Below are 18953 nucleotides of genomic sequence, written 5' to 3' on the forward strand. Positions count from 1 at the left end.
CTCCGTCCGGGGGGCCTGGAAGGAGGCCCGGGGACGTCCTAGAAGGCGGCCTCGTCCAGCTCCATCAGGGAGTTGTCGACGGTCTCGGCCAGCGCGCGGGCGGTGCCGACGCCGGGCAGGACGTTCGCGGCGAAGAACTTCGCGGCGGCGATCTTGCCGGTGTAGAAGGCGACGTCCTTGCCGGCGGCCGAGGGCAGCTTCTCGGCGGCGACGGCGGCGCTCTTGAGGAGCAGGTAGCCGACGACGACGTCACCGGAGGCCATCAGCAGGCGGGTGGTGTTGAGGCCCACCTTGTAGATGTTCTTGACGTCCTCGCCGGTGGCGGTGAGGTCGGTGATCATCGTGCCGACGATCGCCTCCAGGTCGACCGCGGCCTTGGCCAGCGAGTCGAGCGCGCCGCCCAGCTCCTCGTGGCCCGACTGCTCGGCGAGGAACTTCTTGATCTCCTCGGAGAGGAGGTTCAGGGAGGCGCCCTGGTCGCGGACGATCTTCCGGAAGAAGAAGTCCTGGCCCTGGATCGCGGTGGTGCCCTCGTAGAGCGTGTCGATCTTGGCGTCGCGGATGTACTGCTCGATCGGGTACTCCTGGAGGTACCCGGAGCCGCCGAAGGTCTGCAGCGACTCGTGCGAGAGCTTCTCGTACGACTTCTCCGAGCCGTAGCCCTTCACGATCGGCAGCAGCAGGTCGTTGAGGCCCACCAGCGCCTTGGCGTCCTCGCCCGCGGCCTCCTTGAGCTGGATCGCGTCCTGGACGGCGGCGGTGTAGAGGACGAGGGAGCGCATGCCCTCGGCGTACGCCTTCTGCGTCATCAGGGAGCGGCGCACGTCGGGGTGGTGCGTGATCGTCACCTTGGGCGCGGTCTTGTCCATGAACTGCGAGAGGTCGCTGCCCTGGACGCGCTCCTTGGCGTACTCCAGCGCGTTCAGGTAACCCGTCGACAGGGTCGCGATGGCCTTCGTGCCGACCATCATCCGGGCGAACTCGATGATCATGAACATCTGGCGGATGCCGTCGTGCTTGTCGCCGATCAGCCAGCCCTTGGCGGGGTGCTTGTCGCCGAAGGTCATCTCGCACGTGTTGGACGCCTTGAGGCCCATCTTGTGCTCGACGTTCGTCGCGTACACGCCGTTGCGCTCGCCCAGCTCGCCGGTCTCGAAGTCGAAGTGGAACTTCGGGACCAGGAAGAGGGAGAGGCCCTTGGTGCCGGGGCCGTGGCCCTCGGGGCGGGCGAGGACGTAGTGGAGGATGTTCTCCTCCATGTCGTGCTCGCCGGAGGTGATGAAGCGCTTCACGCCCTCGATGTGCCAGGAGCCGTCGTCCTGCTGGACGGCCTTGGTGCGGCCGGCGCCCACGTCCGAGCCGGCGTCCGGCTCGGTGAGGACCATGGTGGAGCCCCAGCGCTTCTCGACGGCGATCTCGGCGATCTTCTTCTGGACCTCGTTGCCCTCCTCGAAGAGGATGCCGGCGAAGGCCGGGCCCGAGGAGTACATCCACACGGCCGGGTTGGCGCCCAGCAGCAGCTCGGCGTAGGCCCAGATGAGGGAGCGCGGGGAAACGGTTCCGCCGATCTCCTCCGGCAGGCCCAGGCGCCAGTACTCGCTGTCCATGAACGCCTTGTAGGAGCTCTTGAAGGACGCCGGGACCGGCGCGGTGTTGGTCTCCGGGTCGAACACCGGCGGGTTGCGGTCGGCGTCGGCGAAGGAGTCGGCCAGCTCGTTCTCGGCGAGACGCGCGATCTCGTCGAGGATGGTCTTGGCGGTGTCGACGTCCATCTCGGCGAACGGGCCGGTGCCGTACAGCTTGTCGCGCCCGAGGACCTCGAAGAGGTTGAACTCGATGTCGCGGAGATTCGACTTGTAGTGCCCCATGGCGACGGCTCCGTAAGCAGGATCGGTTACATCTCTACCAGCAAGTAGCTACGATGATGCTACCCACGGGTAATAAGACGCAACCCCTCTGGGCCCATATGTGGCGCACTACTCTTGCGCCCATGTACGGCTACGACCAGAACCAGGGTGCTCAAGCGCAGTACGCCCAGCCGCAGCCCTCCTACGGGGAGCAGCCGCTGTACCCCGAGCCGTCGCCGCCCTCGCTCGCGGACGCGGTGCGGGCCTTCACCACGGGGTCCCTGTCCGCCGAGGACTTCCAGCAGATCTTCGCGGGCTCCAAGGTGTACTGCCCGCGCGGGGACAACCCCGGGTTCCTGGCGCTGCACAACACGCAGCAGCCGGTGATCCCCATGTTCACCTCGCTCAAGGAGCTGCGCCGGTACGCGGGCAAGGAGTCCAAGTACTTCGTCATCACCGGCGCGGAGGTCATCGACCTGCTCCCGACCGGGTACGGCTTCGTCCTCGACATGGAGGGCGACCACCGGATGGTGTTCGACGCCAAGGCCGTCGAGCAGATGGTGGACTTCGCGATGCGACGGATGTACGGGTAGGGCGTGCCTCCCGGATCCCGTCGGCTCCGGTGCCGCCGCGTCGTCGTGGCGGCCGGGGCGGGATCCGCGCGCCGGTCCGGCAGGGGCCGTTTTCCGCCATTCGGGTGGTTTTGGGCGCCGGGTTCCGGCGTGGGAATGGCTGCGCCTTGCTAGCTGTTCACCATTCAACTACTTTGGATGCTGAGCATCCCGCGAGGAGGGCCGTCCCATGCCTGCTGTGACCGTCGAAAACCCGCTCACCCTGCCGCGGGTCGCCGCGCCCGAGGGTGCCGTGCCGCGTCCCGTGCTCGCCGTGACCACGGCGCCGGCCGGGTTCGAGGGGGAGGGGTTCCCGGTGCGGCGCGCGTTCGCCGGGATCAACTACAAGTACCTCGACCCGTTCATCATGATGGACCAGATGGGTGAGGTGGAGTACGCGCCGGGCGAGCCCAAGGGCACCCCCTGGCACCCCCACCGCGGCTTCGAGACCGTGACCTATCTGATCGACGGCACCTTCGTGCACCAGGACAGCAACGGTGGCGGCGGCACGATCATGAACGGCGACACCCAGTGGATGACGGCGGGCTCCGGCCTGCTCCACATCGAGGCGCCGCCGGAGTCGCTGGTCACCTCGGGCGGCCTCTTCCACGGCCTCCAGCTGTGGGTGAACCTGCCCGCCGCCGACAAGATGATGGACCCCCGCTACCAGGACATCCGGGGCGGCCAGGTCCAGCTCCTCACCTCGCCCGACGGGGGTGCGCTGCTGCGGGTCATCGCCGGGTCGCTGGACGGCCACGACGGGCCCGGCATCACGCACACGCCGATCACGATGATCCACGCGACCGTGCGGCCGGGGGCCGAGATCACGCTGCCGTGGCGGCAGGACTTCAACGGGCTGGCGTACGTGCTGGCCGGGCGGGGGTCGGTGGGCACCGACCGGCGGCCCGTCCACATGGGGCAGACCGCCGTGTTCGGCGACGGCGGGTCGCTGACGGTCCGTGCGGACGAGCGGCAGGACGCCCATACGCCGGACCTGGAGGTCGTGCTCCTCGGTGGGCGGCCCATCCGGGAGCCGATGGCGCACTACGGGCCGTTCGTGATGAACACGCGGGAGGAGTTGCAGCAGGCGTTCGAGGACTTTCAGAAGGGGCGGCTGGGGACGGTTCCGGCGGTCCACGGGATGTAGCCCCTCCCCGCCCCTTCCCCAAACCCTCCGGGGGTGGGTGGGGGTGGGCGTCTCTTTTCCCGGGGGCGGGGCCCCCGGCCCCCCCTCGCGGGGCCTGCGGCCCCTGCACCCCGCTGGGGCTCCGCCCCCGCACCCTGCGGGGCTTCGCCCCCGCCCCCCGCTGGGGGCTCTGCCCCCTCGCACCCTGCGGGGCTCCGCCCCTGCACCCCGCTGGGGGTCCCCCCCCCCCGCACCCTGCGGGGCTTCGCCCTTGCACCCTCCGCTGGGGCTCCGCCCCTGCACCCTCCGCTGGGGCTCCGCCCCCGCACCCTACGGGGCTTCGCCCTTGCACCCCTCGCTGGGGCTCCGCCCCCGCCCCCCCGCTCGGCCGGGCTTCGCCCCTGCACACCCCGCTCGGCCGGGCTTCGCCCCCGCCCCCCCGCTCGGCGGGCCTGCGGCCCCGCCCCCCGTCCGGTGCTTCGGCTGCGGGCCGTGGTGAGTGCTCGCGCCGTTCCCCGCGCCCCTCAAGGCCCGGGCCGGGGCTTCGGCTGTTGGGGGGTGGCGCAACCCGGGTGGGGGGTTTCCGGGGGCGGGGTGGGGGTGGGCGTGGTGACGTGGGGGCGTGGAGCGTGGGCACCTACTCCCCGAAGCCGCGCGGCGCCTCGCCGCGTGGTGCGTCGTCGTGCTGCTCGTCACCGGCGTCGGCGCCGTGGCCGTGTGGCTGTGCGTCGTGTTCAAGACCGCCGTCACCCCCGTACTGCTGGCCCTGCTCGGCACCGCCCTGCTCGGGCCCGTCTTCCGGCAGCTGCTGCGGCTGCGGCTGGGGCGGGGCGTCGCCGCCGGACTCACCTGCGTCGCCCTGGTCGCCGCCGTCGGCGGAGCCGGGTACGTCGTGGTCAGCGCGCTCATCGACACCGGCGACCAGATCATCGACTCCCTGCGGCAGGCCGGACAGTGGCTCGCCGACCACTTCGGGGTCGCCAGCGGCGACGGCGTGTCCAGCCTCGCCGACAACGCCAAGAAGCTGCTCGGCCGGTTCGGCGCCACCGCCGCCTCGGGGCTGCTCACCGGGCTCAGCATCGTCGGCTCGCTCATCGCGACGGGGGTGCTCTCCCTGCTGCTGACCTTCTTCTTCCTCAAGGACTCCGACCGGGCCGTGCGGCTGGCACACTCACTGGCCCCGCGCGGCACCGGGCCCGTGGTCGAGGCCATGGCCCGGCGGGCGTTCGAGGCGGTGGAGGGGTTCATGCGGGGCACCACGCTGATCGCCCTGATCGACGCGGTCTGCATCACCGTGGGGCTGCTGGTGCTGGGCGTCCCGGGCGCGGTGGGGCTGGGCGCGCTGGTGTTCATGGGCGCGTACATCCCGTACCTCGGCGCCTTCGTCTCCGGCGCCGTCGCCGTCCTGGTGGCGCTCGCCGACCGGGGCGTCGGGACCGCGCTGTGGACGCTCGGGGTCGTCCTCGCCGTGCAGCAGCTGGAGGGGCACATCCTGCAGCCGATGATCCAGAGCCGGACCGTGCAGATGCACCCGGCGATGGTGATGATCGCGATCACGGCGGGCGCCGGGGTCGCCGGGCTGCTCGGGATGCTCCTGGCGGTACCGGTGGCCGCCGCCGGCTTCGGTGTCCTGGGCGAGCTGCGCGGGCGTTACGGGACGGAGGAGCCGCCCGACTCCCCGGCGGCGCCTCCGGACGCCCCCGCCCCGCCCCCGCCCGGTGCGTCGCCCTCGTAGAGTTCGAACCAGATCGACTTGCCCTCCCCCCGCGGGTCCACCCCCCAGCGGTCCGCCAGCATTTCCATCAGGATCAGGCCGCGCCCGCTCGACGCCATCTCGCCGGGGCGGCGCTTGTGGGGGAGGTCGTCGCTGGCGTCGGCCACCTCCACGCGCAGGCGCCGGGTGCCGGGCGGGCCGGCCGCCTCGGCGACCAGCAGGGCGTCGCCGTCGGTGTGGACCAGGACGTTGGTGACCATCTCGGAGACCATCAGGACCGCCGCGTCGACCTGTTCGGCGTCCGCCCAGTCGTGCAGCAGCTCGCGCAGCTGGCGGCGGGCGCCCGCGATGCGGTGCGGCTCCGCCTGGGCGACGGTCAGGGCGGTGCGGCGGGCCGGGGCGGCCCCGGCGGCGGTGACCGGCCCGCAGCCGCAGAGGTCGCTGTTGCGGCACAGCAGCAGCACCGCGATGTCGTCCTCGCGCCGGTCCGCCAGCGGGCCGACCGTGTGGTGCGAGGGCGGGCCGTGCACGGCCTGGACGAGCGCGTCGGCGAGCTTCTCCAGGCTGTCCCCGGCGTCCTCCTCCAGGACCGGCCGCAGCCGGGTCCAGCCGGAGGCCATGTCGTGGCCGCCGGTCTCGATCAGCCCGTCGGTGCAGATCATCATGGTCTCGCCGGGCTCCAGGAAGAGCCGGGTGGTGGGGTAGTCGGAGTCGGCCTCGATGCCCAGCGGCAGGCCGCCCGCGGTCTGCCGGATCAGGGCGGTGCCCTCGGCCGTGCGGATCACCGGGTCGGGATGGCCCGCGCGGGCGATGTCGAGGGTGCCGGTGGCGGGGTCGACCTCGATGTAGAGGCAGGTGGCGAAGCGGGGGTGGTCGTCGGCGTCGCCGTAGGACTCCCCGTACGACTCGGTGATCCCGTACAGGAAGCGGGAGGCGCGGGAGAGGACCGCGTCGGGGCGGTGGCCCTCGCTTGCGTAGGCCCGCAGGGCGATGCGGAGCTGGCCCATCAGCCCGGCGGCCCGTACGTCGTGCCCCTGCACGTCCCCGATGACCAGGGCGAACCGGCCGGACGGCAGCGGGATCATGTCGTACCAGTCGCCGCCGACCTGTAGCCCGCCGCCGGTGGGCACATAGCGGGCCGCCACCGTCATGCCGGGGATCTCCGGGCCGAGGGTGGGCATCATCGAGCGCTGGAGCCCCAGCGACAGCTCCCGCTCGGACTCGGCCTCGCCCGCCCGCGCCAGCGCCTGGGCCAGCATCCGGGCCACCGTGGTGAGGACCGAGCGCTCGTCGGGCGTGAACGCCACCGGCTGCTTGAAGGCGGCCATCCAGGTGCCCATCGTGCGCCCGGCCACGATCAGCGGCAGGAACGCCCAGGAGTGCCGGTCGAACCGCTGGGCCAGGGGCCAGGTGGCCGGATAGCGGCGGCGGTACTCCTCGGGGGTGGGCAGATAGATGGCCCGGCCGGTCCGTACGACGTCGGCGGCCGGATAGTCGGTGTCCAGCTGCATGTCGGCGAAGGGGCCGTCGTCGCCGGGGTTGTGCCCGTGGTGGCCGATGATCGAGAGCCGGTCGCCCGCCACCCCGAAGACGGCGAGCCCGTCCGGCGAGAAGCCCGGCATGGAGAGCGAGGCGGCCACCCGCAGCACCTCGGCGGTCGAGCGGGCCTCGGCCAGCGCCCGCCCCGCGTCCAGCAGGAACGCCTCCCGGGAGCGGCGCCAGTCGCCGGTGATGGAGGTGTGGGCGGCGGTGGCGCCGGGCTGTGGCTCGGCCACCTCCTGGAGGGTGCCGACCAGCAGGTAGTCGAGGCCGTCGGCACTGTCCCGGCGCAGCGGCTTGGAGCGGCTGCGCACGGTCCGCAGCACCCGCCCGTTCTCGTCCATGATCCGCATGCGGGCCTCGGCGAGGGTGCCCTCGGCCAGGGCCAGCGCCACGATCTGGTCGACCTCGTTCCAGTCGACCGGGTGGAAGCGGGAGCGGACGGCGGCCTCGGTCAGCACGGCCCGCTCGGGGGGCAGCCCGAGGAGGCGGGCGGCCTCGGCGTCGAGCGTGACCGTCCCGGACGCGTTGTCCCAGCGCCACAGCCCGGTGGCGATCGCAGCCAGGACGTCCTCGGTGCGCATGATCCCCACTGTAGGCAGCGCGTTTTGTACCGGCGAGAGCTGCTGGGCCCGGCCGGTAACCTGGAGGGACTGTTTCCCGCCTGTCACGCGAAGAACTGGATGAAGAAATGCATCGGTACAGGTCCCACACCTGCGGCGAGCTCCGCGCCTCCGACGTCGGCGCCGACGTCCGGCTGAGCGGCTGGCTGCACAATCGCCGAGACCTGGGCGGCATCCTCTTCATCGATCTGCGCGACCACTACGGCATCACCCAGTTGGTCGCCCGCCCCGGCACGGCCGGCGCGGAGGTGCTGGACAAGCTCTCCAAGGAGACCGTCGTCCGCATCGACGGCAAGGTCGTCTCGCGCGGCGCGGAGAACGTGAACGCGGACCTGCCGACCGGTGAGGTCGAGATCGAGGTCGGCGAGGTCGAGGTGCTCGGCGCGGCCGGCCCGCTGCCGTTCACGATCAACGCCGAGGACGGCGTCAACGAGGAGCGGCGCCTGGAGTACCGCTTCCTCGACCTGCGCCGCGAGCGCATGCACCGCAACATCATGCTGCGCTCGGCCGTGATCTCGGCGATGCGCCACAAGATGACGGCGCTCGGCTTCAACGAGATGGCGACCCCGATCCTCGCCGCGACCTCCCCCGAGGGCGCCCGCGACTTCGTGGTCCCCTCCCGGCTGAACCCCGGCAAGTTCTACGCGCTGCCGCAGGCCCCGCAGCAGTTCAAGCAGCTGCTGATGATCTCGGGCTTCGACCGCTACTTCCAGATCGCGCCCTGCTTCCGCGACGAGGACGCGCGCGCGGACCGCTCGCCGGGCGAGTTCTACCAGCTCGACATCGAGATGAGCTTCGTGGAGCAGGAAGACGTCTTCCAGCCCATCGAGAAGCTCATGACCGAGATCTTCACGGAGTTCGGCGGCGGTCGCGAGGTCACCTCCCCGTTCCCGCGCATCCCGTTCCGCGAGTCGATGCTGAAGTACGGCAACGACAAGCCGGACCTGCGCGCCCAGCTGGAGCTCGTCGACATCACCGATGTCTTCGAGGGCTCGGAGTTCAAGGCGTTCGCGGGCAAGCACGTGCGCGCGCTGCCGGTCCCGGACACCGCCGACCAGTCCCGCAAGTTCTTCGACGGCCTCGGCGAGTACGCGGTGGAGCACGGCGCCAAGGGCCTGGCCTGGATCCGGGTCGGCGCGGACGGCGCCTTCGCGGGCCCGATCGCCAAGTTCCTCACCGAGGAGAACGTCAAGGTCCTCACCGAGCGCCTGGGCCTGACGGCCGGGCACGCCGTCTTCTTCGGCGCGGGCGAGTACGACGAGGTCTCCAAGATCATGGGCGCGGTCCGCGTCGAGGCCGCCAAGCGCGCCGGCCACTTCGAGGAGAACGTCTTCCGGTTCTGCTGGATCGTCGACTTCCCGATGTACGAGAAGGACGAGGAGACCGGGAAGATCGACTTCTCGCACAACCCCTTCTCGATGCCGCAGGGCGGCATGCGCGACCTGGAGGAGAAGGACCCGCTCGACATCCTCGCCTGGCAGTACGACATCGTCTGCAACGGCATCGAGCTGTCCTCCGGCGCGATCCGCAACCACGAGCCCGACATCATGCTGAAGGCGTTCGCGATCGCGGGCTACGAGGCGGAGACCGTCGAGCGCGAGTTCGCCGGCATGCTGCGCGCCTTCCGCCTCGGCGCCCCGCCGCACGGCGGCATCGCCCCGGGCGTGGACCGCATCGTGATGCTGCTGGCCGACGAGCCCAACATCCGCGAGACCATCGCGTTCCCGCTCAACGGCAACGCGCAGGACCTGATGATGGGCGCGCCCAGCGAGCTGGAGGAGGTCCGGCTGCGCGAGCTGAACATCCAGCTGCGCAAGCCGGTCGCCGCCAAGGGCACCGAGAAGTAGAGCCGCCCGTACGGCCGTTCCGTACGGCCGTTCCGCACGGAGAAGGACCCGGATCCCGGTGGATCCGGGTCCTTTCCGCATCCGGTCCGCCTCCCGGGGCAACCGACCGGGGACCCCACCGCGTTCGACAGGTGTGAGAACCCGTACGGACAGACGAGGACACGAGGATGCACCCCGGAGGACCCGACGGATTCGAGGAGTTCGTCGCCGCCCGGGGCCCCCGGCTGCTGCGCATGGCCTGGCTGCTGACCGGCGACGCGCACCTCGCCGAGGACCTGTTGCAGACCGCGCTCGCCAAGGTGTGGCCCAAATGGCACCGGATAGCGGACGACCACCCCGAGGCGTACGTCCGCAAGACGCTGGTGACCACCTGCACCTCCTGGTGGCGCCGCCGCTGGCGGGGCGAGGTCCCGCACGGCGAACTCCCGGACGCGGCCGGGCAGGACGACCCGTACGAGGGCGTGGACCTGGAGCAGTCGCTGGCGGCGGCCGTGCGCGCGCTGCCCGCCCGGCAGCGCGCGGTGGTCGTGCTGCGCTACTTCGAGGACCTGGGCGTGGAGGAGACGGCGGCGGTGCTCGGCTGTGCGCCGGGCACCGTCAAGAGCCAGGCCGCCAAGGCGCTGCGCACCCTGCGCGGGCTGCTGCCCGTACCGATCGAGGAGCGCCGTGACTGACCACCCGGGCCCCTCGGGGCCGGACGACGACGAGCAGGCGCTGCGGGTCCTGCTGGAGCGGACCGTGCCCCGGCTGCCGGTGCCCGCGACCCGCCTGGACGCGGTGCGCGAACGGCTGGCGCGGCGCAGGCGCCGCCGGGCCGCCGGAGGCACCGCCACCGCGGTCGTCCTGCTGGTGGCGGCGGGCGCGCTGCTGCCGGACGCGCTGCGCACCGACGCGGACCGGACGCCCCCGGCCGCGCCCCCGCGGGCGGTGACCGAACCCGCCGGGGTGCGGGCCGCCTTCCCCGAGCTCGGCGGTCTGGTGCTGCGGCTGCCCGCGAGCTGGGACGCGCTGCGGCTGCCCGACGGCCAGAAGCTCAAGACCCTGCCGTCCGGCTATCTGGCCGCGCAGCCGCTGCGCTCGTACGCGCAGGCGTGCCCGGACCCGAAGAAGACCGCGGCAGGGGACGGCGCCGGGGTGCTGTGCGAGCCGCTGGAACGGCTGGCCCCCGGGGGCCTGCTGCTCACGCTGTGGGGGCTGCCGGGCGGTGCCGATCTCCCCGCGGCGCCGCCGGCGGGGACGCCGATGGAGCGCGTGCCGGAGGTCCCGGAGAGCTGCCGGAGCATGGGCGCCACCGCCTACTACACCCTCAAGCGCGCCACGCCGGACCCCTCGACGGACCTGTACGCCACCCTGTGCGTCAACGGCAGCGGGGCCGACGGGCGCGCCGCCGAGGTCGCCGCGCTGCTGGACGGCGCGACCTACGAGAGCGCCTCCCCGGCCACCGAGCCCCCCACCCCCACCGCCAGGCGGAGGGGCCGATGACGCCCGCCGCCACCGGCCGCCCCGCGAAGAAAGGCTCCGCCATGTCCGTCCGTGCCACCCGCGCCACCTGGGCCGCCGCCACCCTGGCGGCGCTGCTGCTCACCGGCTGCGGCCACAGCGGCGAGGGCGTGCGGGACGCGGGCGACGGCCCCGGCGCGCTCGCCGACGTGAACACCGACTCCGGCGGCGGCGCGCACGCGGGGCGGGCCGCCCCCGCACCCGTACGCACCCGGCAGGCGCCCGCCCGGCTGCTGGAGATACCCGCGCTCGGCCCCGCCACCCGCGCCCGCGTCCCCGCCGCCAGCACCCAGGCGCTCGTCGTCACCGGCAAGGGGGCGGACGCCAGCGAGTCCACCGCCGTCCTCTACACCCGCGACCCGGTGAAGGGCTGGCAGCCCGCCGACGGCCCCTGGCCGGCCCGCAACGCGGCGCACGGCTGGACCGCCGAGCACCACCTGGGCGATCTGCGCTCGCCGGTCGGGGTGTTCGGCCTGACCGACGCGGGCGGCCTGCTCGCCGACCCCGGCACCCGGCTGCCCTACGACCGCACGTCCGCGTTCACCGCGAGCGGCACCGGGGTCGAGGGCGAACCGCTGGCCGGGTCCTTCGACTACGTGGTCGCGGTCAACTACAACCGCAGGCCCGGCACCACCCCGCTGGACTGGACCCGCCCGCTCGGCGCCGGACGCGGTGGCGGGATCTGGCTCCACGTCGACCACGGCGGCCCCACGCACGGCTGTGTGGCGCTGCCCAAGGAACGGATGCGGCAGCTGCTGCGCGCCCTGGACCCGGCGCGCACCCCGGTGGTCGTGATGGGGGACGCGGCGGCCCTGGCCCGCTGAACCCCGGGGCGCGTCGGCCCGCGCCCGCCGAGCCCGGTCGTGCCACTCAGTCGTCCGCCGGGCCCAGCGGGTCCGGCGACGGTGGGCCGCACGGCCGGCTGGTGCTCTGCCGGTTCGCTTCCCGGACCTTCTCCAGTAGCTCCTCGCGGCGCCGCGCGTCCTCCTCGGCCTGCTGCTGTTCGGTACTCCTCGTCACTGTGCGCACCCCCTCGGTACGTGCCCCGTGTCCGCAGCGTGCGCGCACCGGGCGCGGCCCGCAACCCGGAGCGCGCACGCGAAGGGCCCGGGACCTGACTTGTCCCGGGCCCTTCACACGTTCGCCACCCTTACGCGGGCTTCTCCTCCAGACGCGGGAACAGCACCGCGCCCTTCGTCACCGTCGCGCCGGCGGGCAGCAGGCCCCAGCGGCCCGCGTCCTGCACCCGCTGGTCCGCCAGCGGACCCAGGTCCGCGGCCTCGGCGCCCAGCGAGTCCCACAGCTTCTGCGAGGTGTCCGGCATCACCGGGTTCAGCAGCACGGCGACCGCGCGCAGCGCCTCGGCGGCCGTGTAGAGGACGGTCGCGAGCCGCGCCCGGCCCTCCTCCGACTCGTCCTTGGCCACCTTCCACGGCTCCTGCTCCGTGATGTAGCCGTTGACCTGCTTGACGAAGTCGAAGACGGCCAGGATGCCGCCCTGGAAGTCCAGCTCCTCGCCGATCCGGCGGTCGGCCTCGGCCACGGCCTTCGCCATGCCCTCGGCGATCGCCCGCTCGGCCGCGCCGGACGCGGTCGCCGCCGGGAGGGTGCCGCCGAAGTACTTGCCGACCATGGCGGCCACGCGGGAGGCGAGGTTGCCGTAGTCGTTGGCGAGCTCGGAGGTGTACCGGGCGGTGAAGTCCTCCCACGAGAACGAGCCGTCGCTGCCGAAGGCGATGGCGCGCAGGAAGTACCAGCGGTAGGCGTCGACGCCGAAGTGCGAGGTGAGGTCCTGCGGCTTGATGCCGGTCAGGTTGGACTTCGACATCTTCTCGCCGCCGACCATCAGCCAGCCGTTGGCCGCGACCCTGCCGGGCACCGGCAGGCCCTGCGCCATCAGCATGGCGGGCCAGATCACCGCGTGGAAGCGCAGGATGTCCTTGCCGACCAGGTGCACGCTGGCGGGGAACGTCTCGTCGAACTTCGCCTGGTTGGCGCCGTAGCCGACGGCCGTGGCGTAGTTCAGGAGCGCGTCCACCCACACGTAGATGACGTGCTTGTCGTCCCACGGGACCGGGACGCCCCAGTCGAAGGTGGAGCGGGAGATCGACAGGTCCTGGAGCCCCTGCTTGACGAAGTTCACGACCTCGTTGCGGGCCGACTCGGGCTGGATGAAGTCCGCGTTGGCCTCGTAGAACTCCAGCAGCTTCGGGCCGTACTCGCTGAGCTTGAAGAAGTAGTTCTCCTCCTTGAGGATCTCCACCGGCTTCTTGTGGATCGGGCACAGCTTGGTGCCGTCCTCGGCCTCGACGAGGTCGCCGGGGAGCTTGTACTCCTCGCAGCCCACGCAGTACGGGCCCTCGTAGCCGCCCTTGTAGATCTCGCCCTTGTCGTACAGGTCCTGCACGAACTCCTGCACCCGGTCGGTGTGCCGCTTCTCCGTGGTGCGGATGAAGTCGTCGTTCGCGATGTCCAGGTGCTCCCAGAGGGGCCGCCAGGCTTCCTCGACGAGCTTGTCGCACCACTCCTGCGGGGTGACCCCGTTCGCGTCGGCCGTGCGCATGATCTTCTGACCGTGCTCGTCCGTGCCGGTGAGGTACCACACCTTCTCGCCGCGCTGACGGTGCCAGCGCGTGAGCACGTCGCCTGCGACGGTCGTGTAGGCGTGGCCCAGGTGAGGAGCGTCGTTGACGTAGTAGATGGGGGTCGTGACGTAGTACGCCTTCGTCCCCTGCTTCTCGGATCCAGTGGCCGCCATGGTCGGAATTTTAACGGCCGCGCGAAGGTCCACTCACCTTCGCGCGGGGGACCCCGGTGCCGGACCGCTCCCCGGGGGCGGTCCGGCCCGGCCGGGTCCGCCGCCGGTTACCGCTCCCGCCGGGCGAACCCACCGACGAGCCCCGCGTGCAGGGCGGCGGCGGGCAGGTCCAGGGGCGCGGGCCCGGCGTGGAAGAACGCGGCGTTCTCGGCGTCCAGCCTGCGCAGGAAGTCGAACGCCTTGCTGTCGTCCTCGCCGAACGCCACGAACTGCCAGAACAGCGGCTTGCCGGCCGCGTCGGCCAGCGCCTGGCGGGCGGGCACCTTGGCGTCCGGGGCGCCGTCGGTCTGGAAGACGACCAGCGCGGGGCCCTCGTACTGGCTCTTCTCGTAGTGCTCCACCACCGCCTCCACCGCGCAGTGGTAGCTGGTGCGGCCCATCCGCCCGAGCCCGGCGTGCGTCTCGTCGACGACGCCCTCGTACGAGGTGAGGGAGAGGTCGGCGGTGCCGTCCAGCTCGGTCGAGAAGAAGACGGTGTGCACGGTCGCGTCCTCGTCGAGGTGCGCGGCGAGCGCCAGCGCGTGCTCGGCCAGGTGCTGGGCGCTGCCGTCCTTGTAGAACGGCCGCATCGAGCCGGACCGGTCGAGCACCAGGTACACCCGGGCCCGCTCGCCGCCGAGCCCGGCCTTGCGCAGCTGCGCCCCGGCGGCCTTGTACGCCTCGGCGAGACCGGGGGCCCGGGACTTGAGCCGGGCGAGGGAGAGGGCGGGGGACGCCTTGACGACGGCCTGCACGGCCTCGGCCTCGGCCACGACCGCCTCCGGCTCGGGCTCGGCGTCCGCGACGACGGGCTCGGGCTGTACGGGCTCGGGTTCCGGGGCGGGCTCGGCCACGACGGGCTCGGGCTCCGGCTCCGGGGCGGGCTCGGCCGCGACCGCTTCCGGCTCGGGCTCGGGCTCGGCCATGACCGGCTCCGGGGTCGGTTCCGTTCGCGGCTGGGGGACTTCGCTCGTCGGGGGCGTCGCCGGGGCGTCCTCGGCCGGGCGGGCCGGGGACGGGACCGCCGGGCGCGGGGCGGCGTCGAACGCCGCGGCCACCAGTTCCTCCGCCGGGGAGAGGTCGCGCCGGGCCGGAGCCGGCACGGTCGGGGTCTCGGCGGCCGGTGCGGACTCCTCGGCGGGAGCGCGCTCGGCGGCCGGGGCCGGCACGGTGGCGGCCGGGGACGGAGCCTCCTCCGGAGCCGCCGTCGCGTCGGCGCGCTCCGCGCGATCGCGTCCGAACACTTTGCGCAGCAAGCTCCGAATGCCCATGGGCCTGGCCTTTCGCATGAGTTGGGTGCGATGTTCGTGCATGTCCACGCCGCAGTGAGGGGGACACGGGCGTGGACACGTAAGGTTAGCGATCTGATCCGGTCATCCTCGGCAGGGGGCGGAGGGCGGCGTACCGGTTACCCCGTCGGGCCCTGGGCCCGCGCCCGTTCCCGCCATCGCGCGATCTGCCGCTCCGGCTCGCCCGTGTACATCCACGGCACCCGGGCCACCCGCTCCCCGAGCAGCCCCATCAGTGCCCGCGCCTCCAGGTCCAGACCCGCGCAACACGCCGCGTGCGCCAGGTAGTTGAGCTCGGCCGCCTCGGCGACCGGGACCGGTCCGGGCGGCCGGGCGCCCAGCCAGCGGTCGTAGGTGCGGCGCAGCTCGGTCACCGCGAGCTCGCCGCTCCAGTGCTGTCCGAACCCCCGTACCGGCTGCCCCTTGGCGCCCTCGGCGGCGTACCGGTACTCCTCCACCCGCGCGATCTGCACCAGCACCGGCAGCGCCGAGCCCTGCGGCGCCGCGCCCGCCGCGTCCCGGGCGAAGTCGTACATGGTGCCGTGCGTGCCGTGCCAGCGGGCCGAGAAGTACCGCAGCATCTGCACATGGCCCTCCACGTGGTACGGGTCGCGCCGCCGCAACTCGTCCCACCAGCCGCGCAGATCGCGCCGCCCGACCCCGCCCGGGCAGAGCCGGGCCACCGTGAGCAGCGAGGCCCAGGGCATCGGGTCGGCCGGGTGCGCCTCGGCCGCGTCGAGGCAGGCCGTGGCCGCCGTGTCGAGGCGGTGCCGGTCGGGCCGGGCGCCGCGGCCCGCCGCGATGGCCCGGTTGAAGACCCGCACCACTTCGGTCGCGGCCCGCAGGACGGCCGCGTCGGCGCTGTCGGGTTCGGCCGCGCGCCACGCCTCGACGACGGAGGAGCCCGCGACGGCGGGGGCCAGCAGCCGGATGCGGTGGGTGCGCAGTGGCCAGTTCGCGCCGGTCGCCGCGAGCAGGTCGCGCACGCCCTGCCAGCGGCCGATGACGATGTCGTGGCGCGCGGCGGTCAGCGGGCGGTCGCCGAGGTCGGGGTCGAAGCGGACGGCCGGGGAGCGGCGGCGGGCAGCTGCCATCGGCACCCCTTTCTGGGGGAGGGGCCGGGGAGGGGTGGGCGTCAGAAGTCGGTGGGGAGGGCGCCCGCGTGCCCGGCCGGGTGGCGGGCCGCGCCGGAGTCCGCGTATCCGTATCCGTACCCGTGGTCGCGTCCGTGGCCGGCGTCGACCGCGATGGCCCGGCCGGCGTCCAGGGCGGCGGGCCGGTAGTAGCCGCTGCCGCGCCGCCAGTACCAGAGCATCGGGCCGAGCCCGGCGGCCAGGCCGCCGACGCCGATGGCGATCGCGGCGCCGCTCAGCTCGGTGAGCGACAGGGCGAAGACGCAGAGCATGTACGCGGAGCCGAGCAGCGGCCACACCCCGCCGAAGACGAACGCGCCCACCGAGCGCGTCAGCGTGCCCCGGTACGCGACGACCGCGGCCAGGCCCGCGAGGCCGTAGTAGAACGTGGTCTGCAGCCCGATCGCGGCCAGCGCGTCCGTCATGATCTCCTCGACCGAGCCCAGGGCGTTGGAGGCGACGAAGAGCGCGAGGGCGACCGCGCCGACCACCACGACCGCGACCCACGGGGTGTTCCAGCGCCGGTGCACGGTGCCGAGGGCGGCGGGCATCGTGCGGTCGCGGCCCATCGCGAAGAGCGAGCGGGTGACCTGGAGCAGGGTGGTCTCCAAGGTGGCGATGGTGGACAGGACCACGGCCAGGACCATGAGTTTGCCGCCGACGCCCGGCCAGATGGTCTCGCCGAGCACCGCCAGCACATTGGTCTGGTGCTGCTCGATCTGGTCCGAGGTCAGCGTCATGTTGACGGCGACGGTGAAGCCGACGAAGAGCAGGAAGACGACGGCGAGACCGGCGAGCGCGGCGACCCCGGCCGCGCGGCGGCTGTCGCGGGTCTCCTCGCTGAGGTTGCTGGTGACGTCCCAGCCCCAGTAGTAGAACGCGGCGACGAGCGTGCCGGAGGCGAAGCCGTGCACCCCGTCGAAGTGGCCGAAGCCCAGCCAGGACCAGTCGAAGGGGGCGGCGCCGCCGTGGTGGAGCACGGCGCCTACGGCGAAGACGACGAGGATGGTGAGCTCGACCCCGGAGACGATCACCTGGGCGCGGGCGGACAGGCGGGCGCCGCCCAGCACCACGAGCAGCATCAGCAGGAACCAGAACGCGCCGGTGGCGGTGGCGAGCGCGGTGTGGTGCGCGAGGCCGGGGTCGAACAGGGCGAGGGTCATCTGTCCGGCGGGCAGGGATCCGGCCACCATGAACAGGGTGGCGGCCACCACCAGGGCCCAGCCGCTGAGGAAGCCGAGGAAGGGGTGGAGGGTGCGGGCGACCCAGGAGTACGCGGCGCCCGCGTGGACGTCGAGCCGTCCGAGCCGGCCGAAGGCGAGGACGATGCCGAGCATGGGGATCGCGCAGTAGAGCAGGGCGGCGGGGCCGGCCAGGCCGACCGCGCCGACCAGGACGGCGGTGGTGGCCGCCAGCGAGTACGCGGGGGCGCTGCCCGCGACGGCCATGACGGTGGTGTCGAACGTGCTGAGGGCGTTGGCGCGGAGCCCCCGGTCCGTACTGCGGCTGTGGTTCATGGCCCGTACGTCCTTTGCGGCGTGACATATGGCGGTATGTCAGAACTGCGGTCGCCGGGGCGGGTGTTGTGTGTGGCCCCTGGGAGACGGGTGCATCGTAGTGGCCGAAACCGTGTGGTGGGGGGTCGTGATCAGGACGTGTCCCGGGGGGACCCGGGGGGGTGTCGTTCGGCCTCGGGCCGGTGGTGGGTCGCTCGCGCCGTTCCCCGCGCCCCTTTTGGGCCGGTCTTTGTCCGCGGGCCGGTGGGGGCTGGTCGCGCCGTTCCCCGCGCCCCTTTTGGGCCGGGGCTTCGTCTGCGGGTCGTGGTCGCTTCTCGCGCAGTTCCCCGCGCCCCTGGGAAACCCATCCTCGTCCGCGGGGTGTGGTGGGTTCTCGCGGCGTTCCCCGTGCCCCTTCGGAGGGGGGTGCCCCCGTCGGGTGCTATGCCGGGATCAGGGTTCGGCCGTCTTCTCCGTGGTGGGGTTCTGCCAGCCAGGCCCGGTAGGGGGCCGACATTCGGGCCGCTTCCCAGTACGCCGCCTCCAGGGCCGCGTGGACCGTCGCGTGGATCGTGTCCTCGAAGGCGCCGGTGCGGGCCGCGAGGAGCAGGCGTACGGCCAGGGGGTCGCCGCGCAGCGGTCTGATCGCCATGTCGGAGCGCGGCCGGGACGTCGGCTGGCAGGGGGTGACGGCCTCGCCGGAGGCGACCAGGGAGGCGGCGGTGAGGTAGTCGCCGTGCAGGACGGGCGGGTTCACCCCGGCCGCCGCGAAGACCCGGCGCAGCCCGTCCCACTCCCCGTCCACGCTGGGGTCGACCATCCAGCGGTCGCCCGCGAGGTCGGCGAGCTCCACGGTCTCGTCGGCGGCGGCCGGATGGTCGGCGGCCAGCGAGATGAACTGCGGCTCCCGCTCGACCAGTACGCGGACGTCGAGCCCGTCGGGCATCCGCAGCGGGCACCCCTCCACCTGGTGGACGAAGGCCACGTCGAGCTCGCCCGCCGCGACCAGGCCGAGCAGGGCGTTGGCGGAGACGGCGACGTTGAGCTGGGTGTCGGTGCCGGGCAGCCGTTCGCGCAGCCGCCGCAGCCAGCCGGGGATGGCGCGGCTGGCGGTGGAGCCGATGCGCAGCCGGGGCCGCCCGTCCACGCCGTTGACGGCCGCGCGCACCTCGGTGACCAGCGCGTCCATCCCGGCGAGCAGCGGCCGGGCGCGGCTGAGGACGGTGAGGCCGAGGGGGGTGGGGCGGCAGCCGGTGCGCTCGCGGGCGAAGAGCAATCCGCCCAGGGAGTGCTCGATGCGCCGCAGTTGGGTGGTCAGGGCCGGCTGGCTGGTGCCGAGCTGCCGGGCCGCTCTGTGCAGACTGCCCGTGTCGGCGATCGCGCACAGAGCCCTCAGATGCCTCACGTCGAGCTCCATGGCACCGAGGGTAA

General features: G+C 73.1%; 15 protein-coding genes. 7 read left to right on the plus strand and 8 right to left on the minus strand.

Annotated elements, in window-relative coordinates:
* Nucleotides 1-38: 38 nt before the first annotated feature.
* The gene (locus AB5J87_RS18550) at nt 39-1868 is read right to left on the minus strand and encodes an acyl-CoA dehydrogenase (RefSeq protein WP_369377903.1); all 1830 of its coding nucleotides are present in this window, start codon (nt 1866-1868) and stop codon (nt 39-41) included.
* A gap of 122 nt (nt 1869-1990) precedes the next feature.
* On the opposite strand from AB5J87_RS18550, the gene AB5J87_RS18555 reads away from it, so the two are divergent.
* From AB5J87_RS18555 to AB5J87_RS18565, 3 genes are all read left to right on the plus strand, one after another.
* On the plus strand, nt 1991-2440 hold the full coding sequence (locus tag AB5J87_RS18555) for an SseB family protein (RefSeq protein ID WP_369377904.1): 450 nt from the start codon (nt 1991-1993) through the stop codon (nt 2438-2440).
* A 208-nt stretch (nt 2441-2648) separates the two neighbouring features.
* Nucleotides 2649-3605 carry a pirin family protein gene (locus AB5J87_RS18560; RefSeq protein ID WP_369377905.1) on the plus strand — a complete coding sequence of 319 codons (957 nt, stop codon included), beginning with the start codon at nt 2649-2651 and terminating at the stop codon, nt 3603-3605.
* Nucleotides 3606-4206: 601 nt separating this feature from the next.
* Complete coding sequence (locus AB5J87_RS18565; protein ID WP_369377907.1) at nt 4207-5319, plus strand: AI-2E family transporter; 1113 nt, start codon at nt 4207-4209, stop codon at nt 5317-5319.
* On the opposite strand, the gene AB5J87_RS18570 is transcribed toward AB5J87_RS18565, so the two are convergent.
* The gene (locus AB5J87_RS18570) at nt 5235-7421 is read right to left on the minus strand and encodes a SpoIIE family protein phosphatase (RefSeq protein WP_369377908.1); all 2187 of its coding nucleotides are present in this window, start codon (nt 7419-7421) and stop codon (nt 5235-5237) included. The two genes, AB5J87_RS18565 and AB5J87_RS18570, sit on opposite strands and share 85 nt — an antisense overlap.
* A gap of 107 nt (nt 7422-7528) precedes the next feature.
* On the opposite strand from AB5J87_RS18570, the gene aspS reads away from it, so the two are divergent.
* From aspS to AB5J87_RS18590, 4 genes are all read left to right on the plus strand, one after another.
* Entirely contained in the window at nt 7529-9307 is a 1779-nt protein-coding gene (gene aspS / locus AB5J87_RS18575; protein WP_369377909.1) for an aspartate--tRNA ligase, read from the plus strand.
* A gap of 167 nt (nt 9308-9474) precedes the next feature.
* Nucleotides 9475-9981, plus strand: a complete 507-nt coding sequence (locus tag AB5J87_RS18580) for a SigE family RNA polymerase sigma factor (RefSeq protein WP_369377910.1) — start codon at nt 9475-9477, stop codon at nt 9979-9981.
* On the plus strand, nt 9974-10789 hold the full coding sequence (locus tag AB5J87_RS18585; protein ID WP_369377912.1) for a hypothetical protein: 816 nt from the start codon (nt 9974-9976) through the stop codon (nt 10787-10789). Before AB5J87_RS18580 ends, AB5J87_RS18585 begins: the two co-directional genes overlap by 8 nt.
* A 41-nt stretch (nt 10790-10830) precedes the next feature.
* Nucleotides 10831-11631, plus strand: coding sequence for a L,D-transpeptidase family protein (locus AB5J87_RS18590; protein ID WP_369377913.1), 801 nt, complete (start codon nt 10831-10833; stop codon nt 11629-11631).
* Nucleotides 11632-11677: 46 nt separating this feature from the next.
* Here AB5J87_RS18590 and AB5J87_RS18595 read toward each other — a convergent pair whose 3' ends face one another.
* From AB5J87_RS18595 to AB5J87_RS18620, 6 genes are all read right to left on the minus strand, one after another.
* Entirely contained in the window at nt 11678-11827 is a 150-nt protein-coding gene (locus AB5J87_RS18595; protein ID WP_369377914.1) for a hypothetical protein, read from the minus strand.
* Between the two features lie 130 nt (nt 11828-11957).
* Nucleotides 11958-13565 (minus strand): methionine--tRNA ligase, encoded by a 1608-nt coding sequence (gene metG, locus AB5J87_RS18600; protein WP_369377915.1) that lies wholly within the window; start codon nt 13563-13565, stop codon nt 11958-11960.
* 107 nt (nt 13566-13672) lie between these two features.
* Nucleotides 13673-14848, minus strand: a complete 1176-nt coding sequence (locus AB5J87_RS18605; RefSeq protein ID WP_369377916.1) for a VWA domain-containing protein — start codon at nt 14846-14848, stop codon at nt 13673-13675.
* A 164-nt stretch (nt 14849-15012) separates the two neighbouring features.
* On the minus strand, nt 15013-15987 hold the full coding sequence (locus tag AB5J87_RS18610) for a hypothetical protein (RefSeq protein WP_369377917.1): 975 nt from the start codon (nt 15985-15987) through the stop codon (nt 15013-15015).
* Nucleotides 15988-16028: 41 nt separating this feature from the next.
* On the minus strand, nt 16029-17543 hold the full coding sequence (locus tag AB5J87_RS18615; RefSeq protein ID WP_369377919.1) for an APC family permease: 1515 nt from the start codon (nt 17541-17543) through the stop codon (nt 16029-16031).
* Nucleotides 17544-17964: 421 nt separating this feature from the next.
* Nucleotides 17965-18939, minus strand: a complete 975-nt coding sequence (locus AB5J87_RS18620; RefSeq protein ID WP_369377921.1) for a LysR family transcriptional regulator — start codon at nt 18937-18939, stop codon at nt 17965-17967.
* Nucleotides 18940-18953: the final 14 nt, after the last annotated feature.

Origin of the sequence: Streptomyces sp. cg36 (assembly GCF_041080675.1) — a bacterium.
In the GTDB taxonomy this organism is placed as follows: Bacteria; Actinomycetota; Actinomycetes; order Streptomycetales; family Streptomycetaceae; genus Streptomyces.

Excerpts from the sequence above, each read along its gene's own strand:
- AB5J87_RS18550 (WP_369377903.1), bottom strand. The coding sequence starts at position 1,868 with ATGGGGCACTACAAGTCGAATCTCCGCGACATCGAGTTCAACCTCTTC.
- AB5J87_RS18555 (WP_369377904.1), top strand. The coding sequence starts at position 1,991 with ATGTACGGCTACGACCAGAACCAGGGTGCTCAAGCGCAGTACGCCCAG.
- AB5J87_RS18560 (WP_369377905.1), top strand. The coding sequence starts at position 2,649 with ATGCCTGCTGTGACCGTCGAAAACCCGCTCACCCTGCCGCGGGTCGCC.
- AB5J87_RS18570 (WP_369377908.1), bottom strand. The coding sequence starts at position 7,421 with ATGCGCACCGAGGACGTCCTGGCTGCGATCGCCACCGGGCTGTGGCGC.
- aspS (WP_369377909.1), top strand. The coding sequence starts at position 7,529 with ATGCATCGGTACAGGTCCCACACCTGCGGCGAGCTCCGCGCCTCCGAC.
- AB5J87_RS18580 (WP_369377910.1), top strand. The coding sequence starts at position 9,475 with ATGCACCCCGGAGGACCCGACGGATTCGAGGAGTTCGTCGCCGCCCGG.
- AB5J87_RS18590 (WP_369377913.1), top strand. The coding sequence starts at position 10,831 with ATGTCCGTCCGTGCCACCCGCGCCACCTGGGCCGCCGCCACCCTGGCG.
- metG (WP_369377915.1), bottom strand. The coding sequence starts at position 13,565 with ATGGCGGCCACTGGATCCGAGAAGCAGGGGACGAAGGCGTACTACGTC.
- AB5J87_RS18610 (WP_369377917.1), bottom strand. The coding sequence starts at position 15,987 with ATGGCAGCTGCCCGCCGCCGCTCCCCGGCCGTCCGCTTCGACCCCGAC.
- AB5J87_RS18615 (WP_369377919.1), bottom strand. The coding sequence starts at position 17,543 with ATGAACCACAGCCGCAGTACGGACCGGGGGCTCCGCGCCAACGCCCTC.
- AB5J87_RS18620 (WP_369377921.1), bottom strand. The coding sequence starts at position 18,939 with ATGGAGCTCGACGTGAGGCATCTGAGGGCTCTGTGCGCGATCGCCGAC.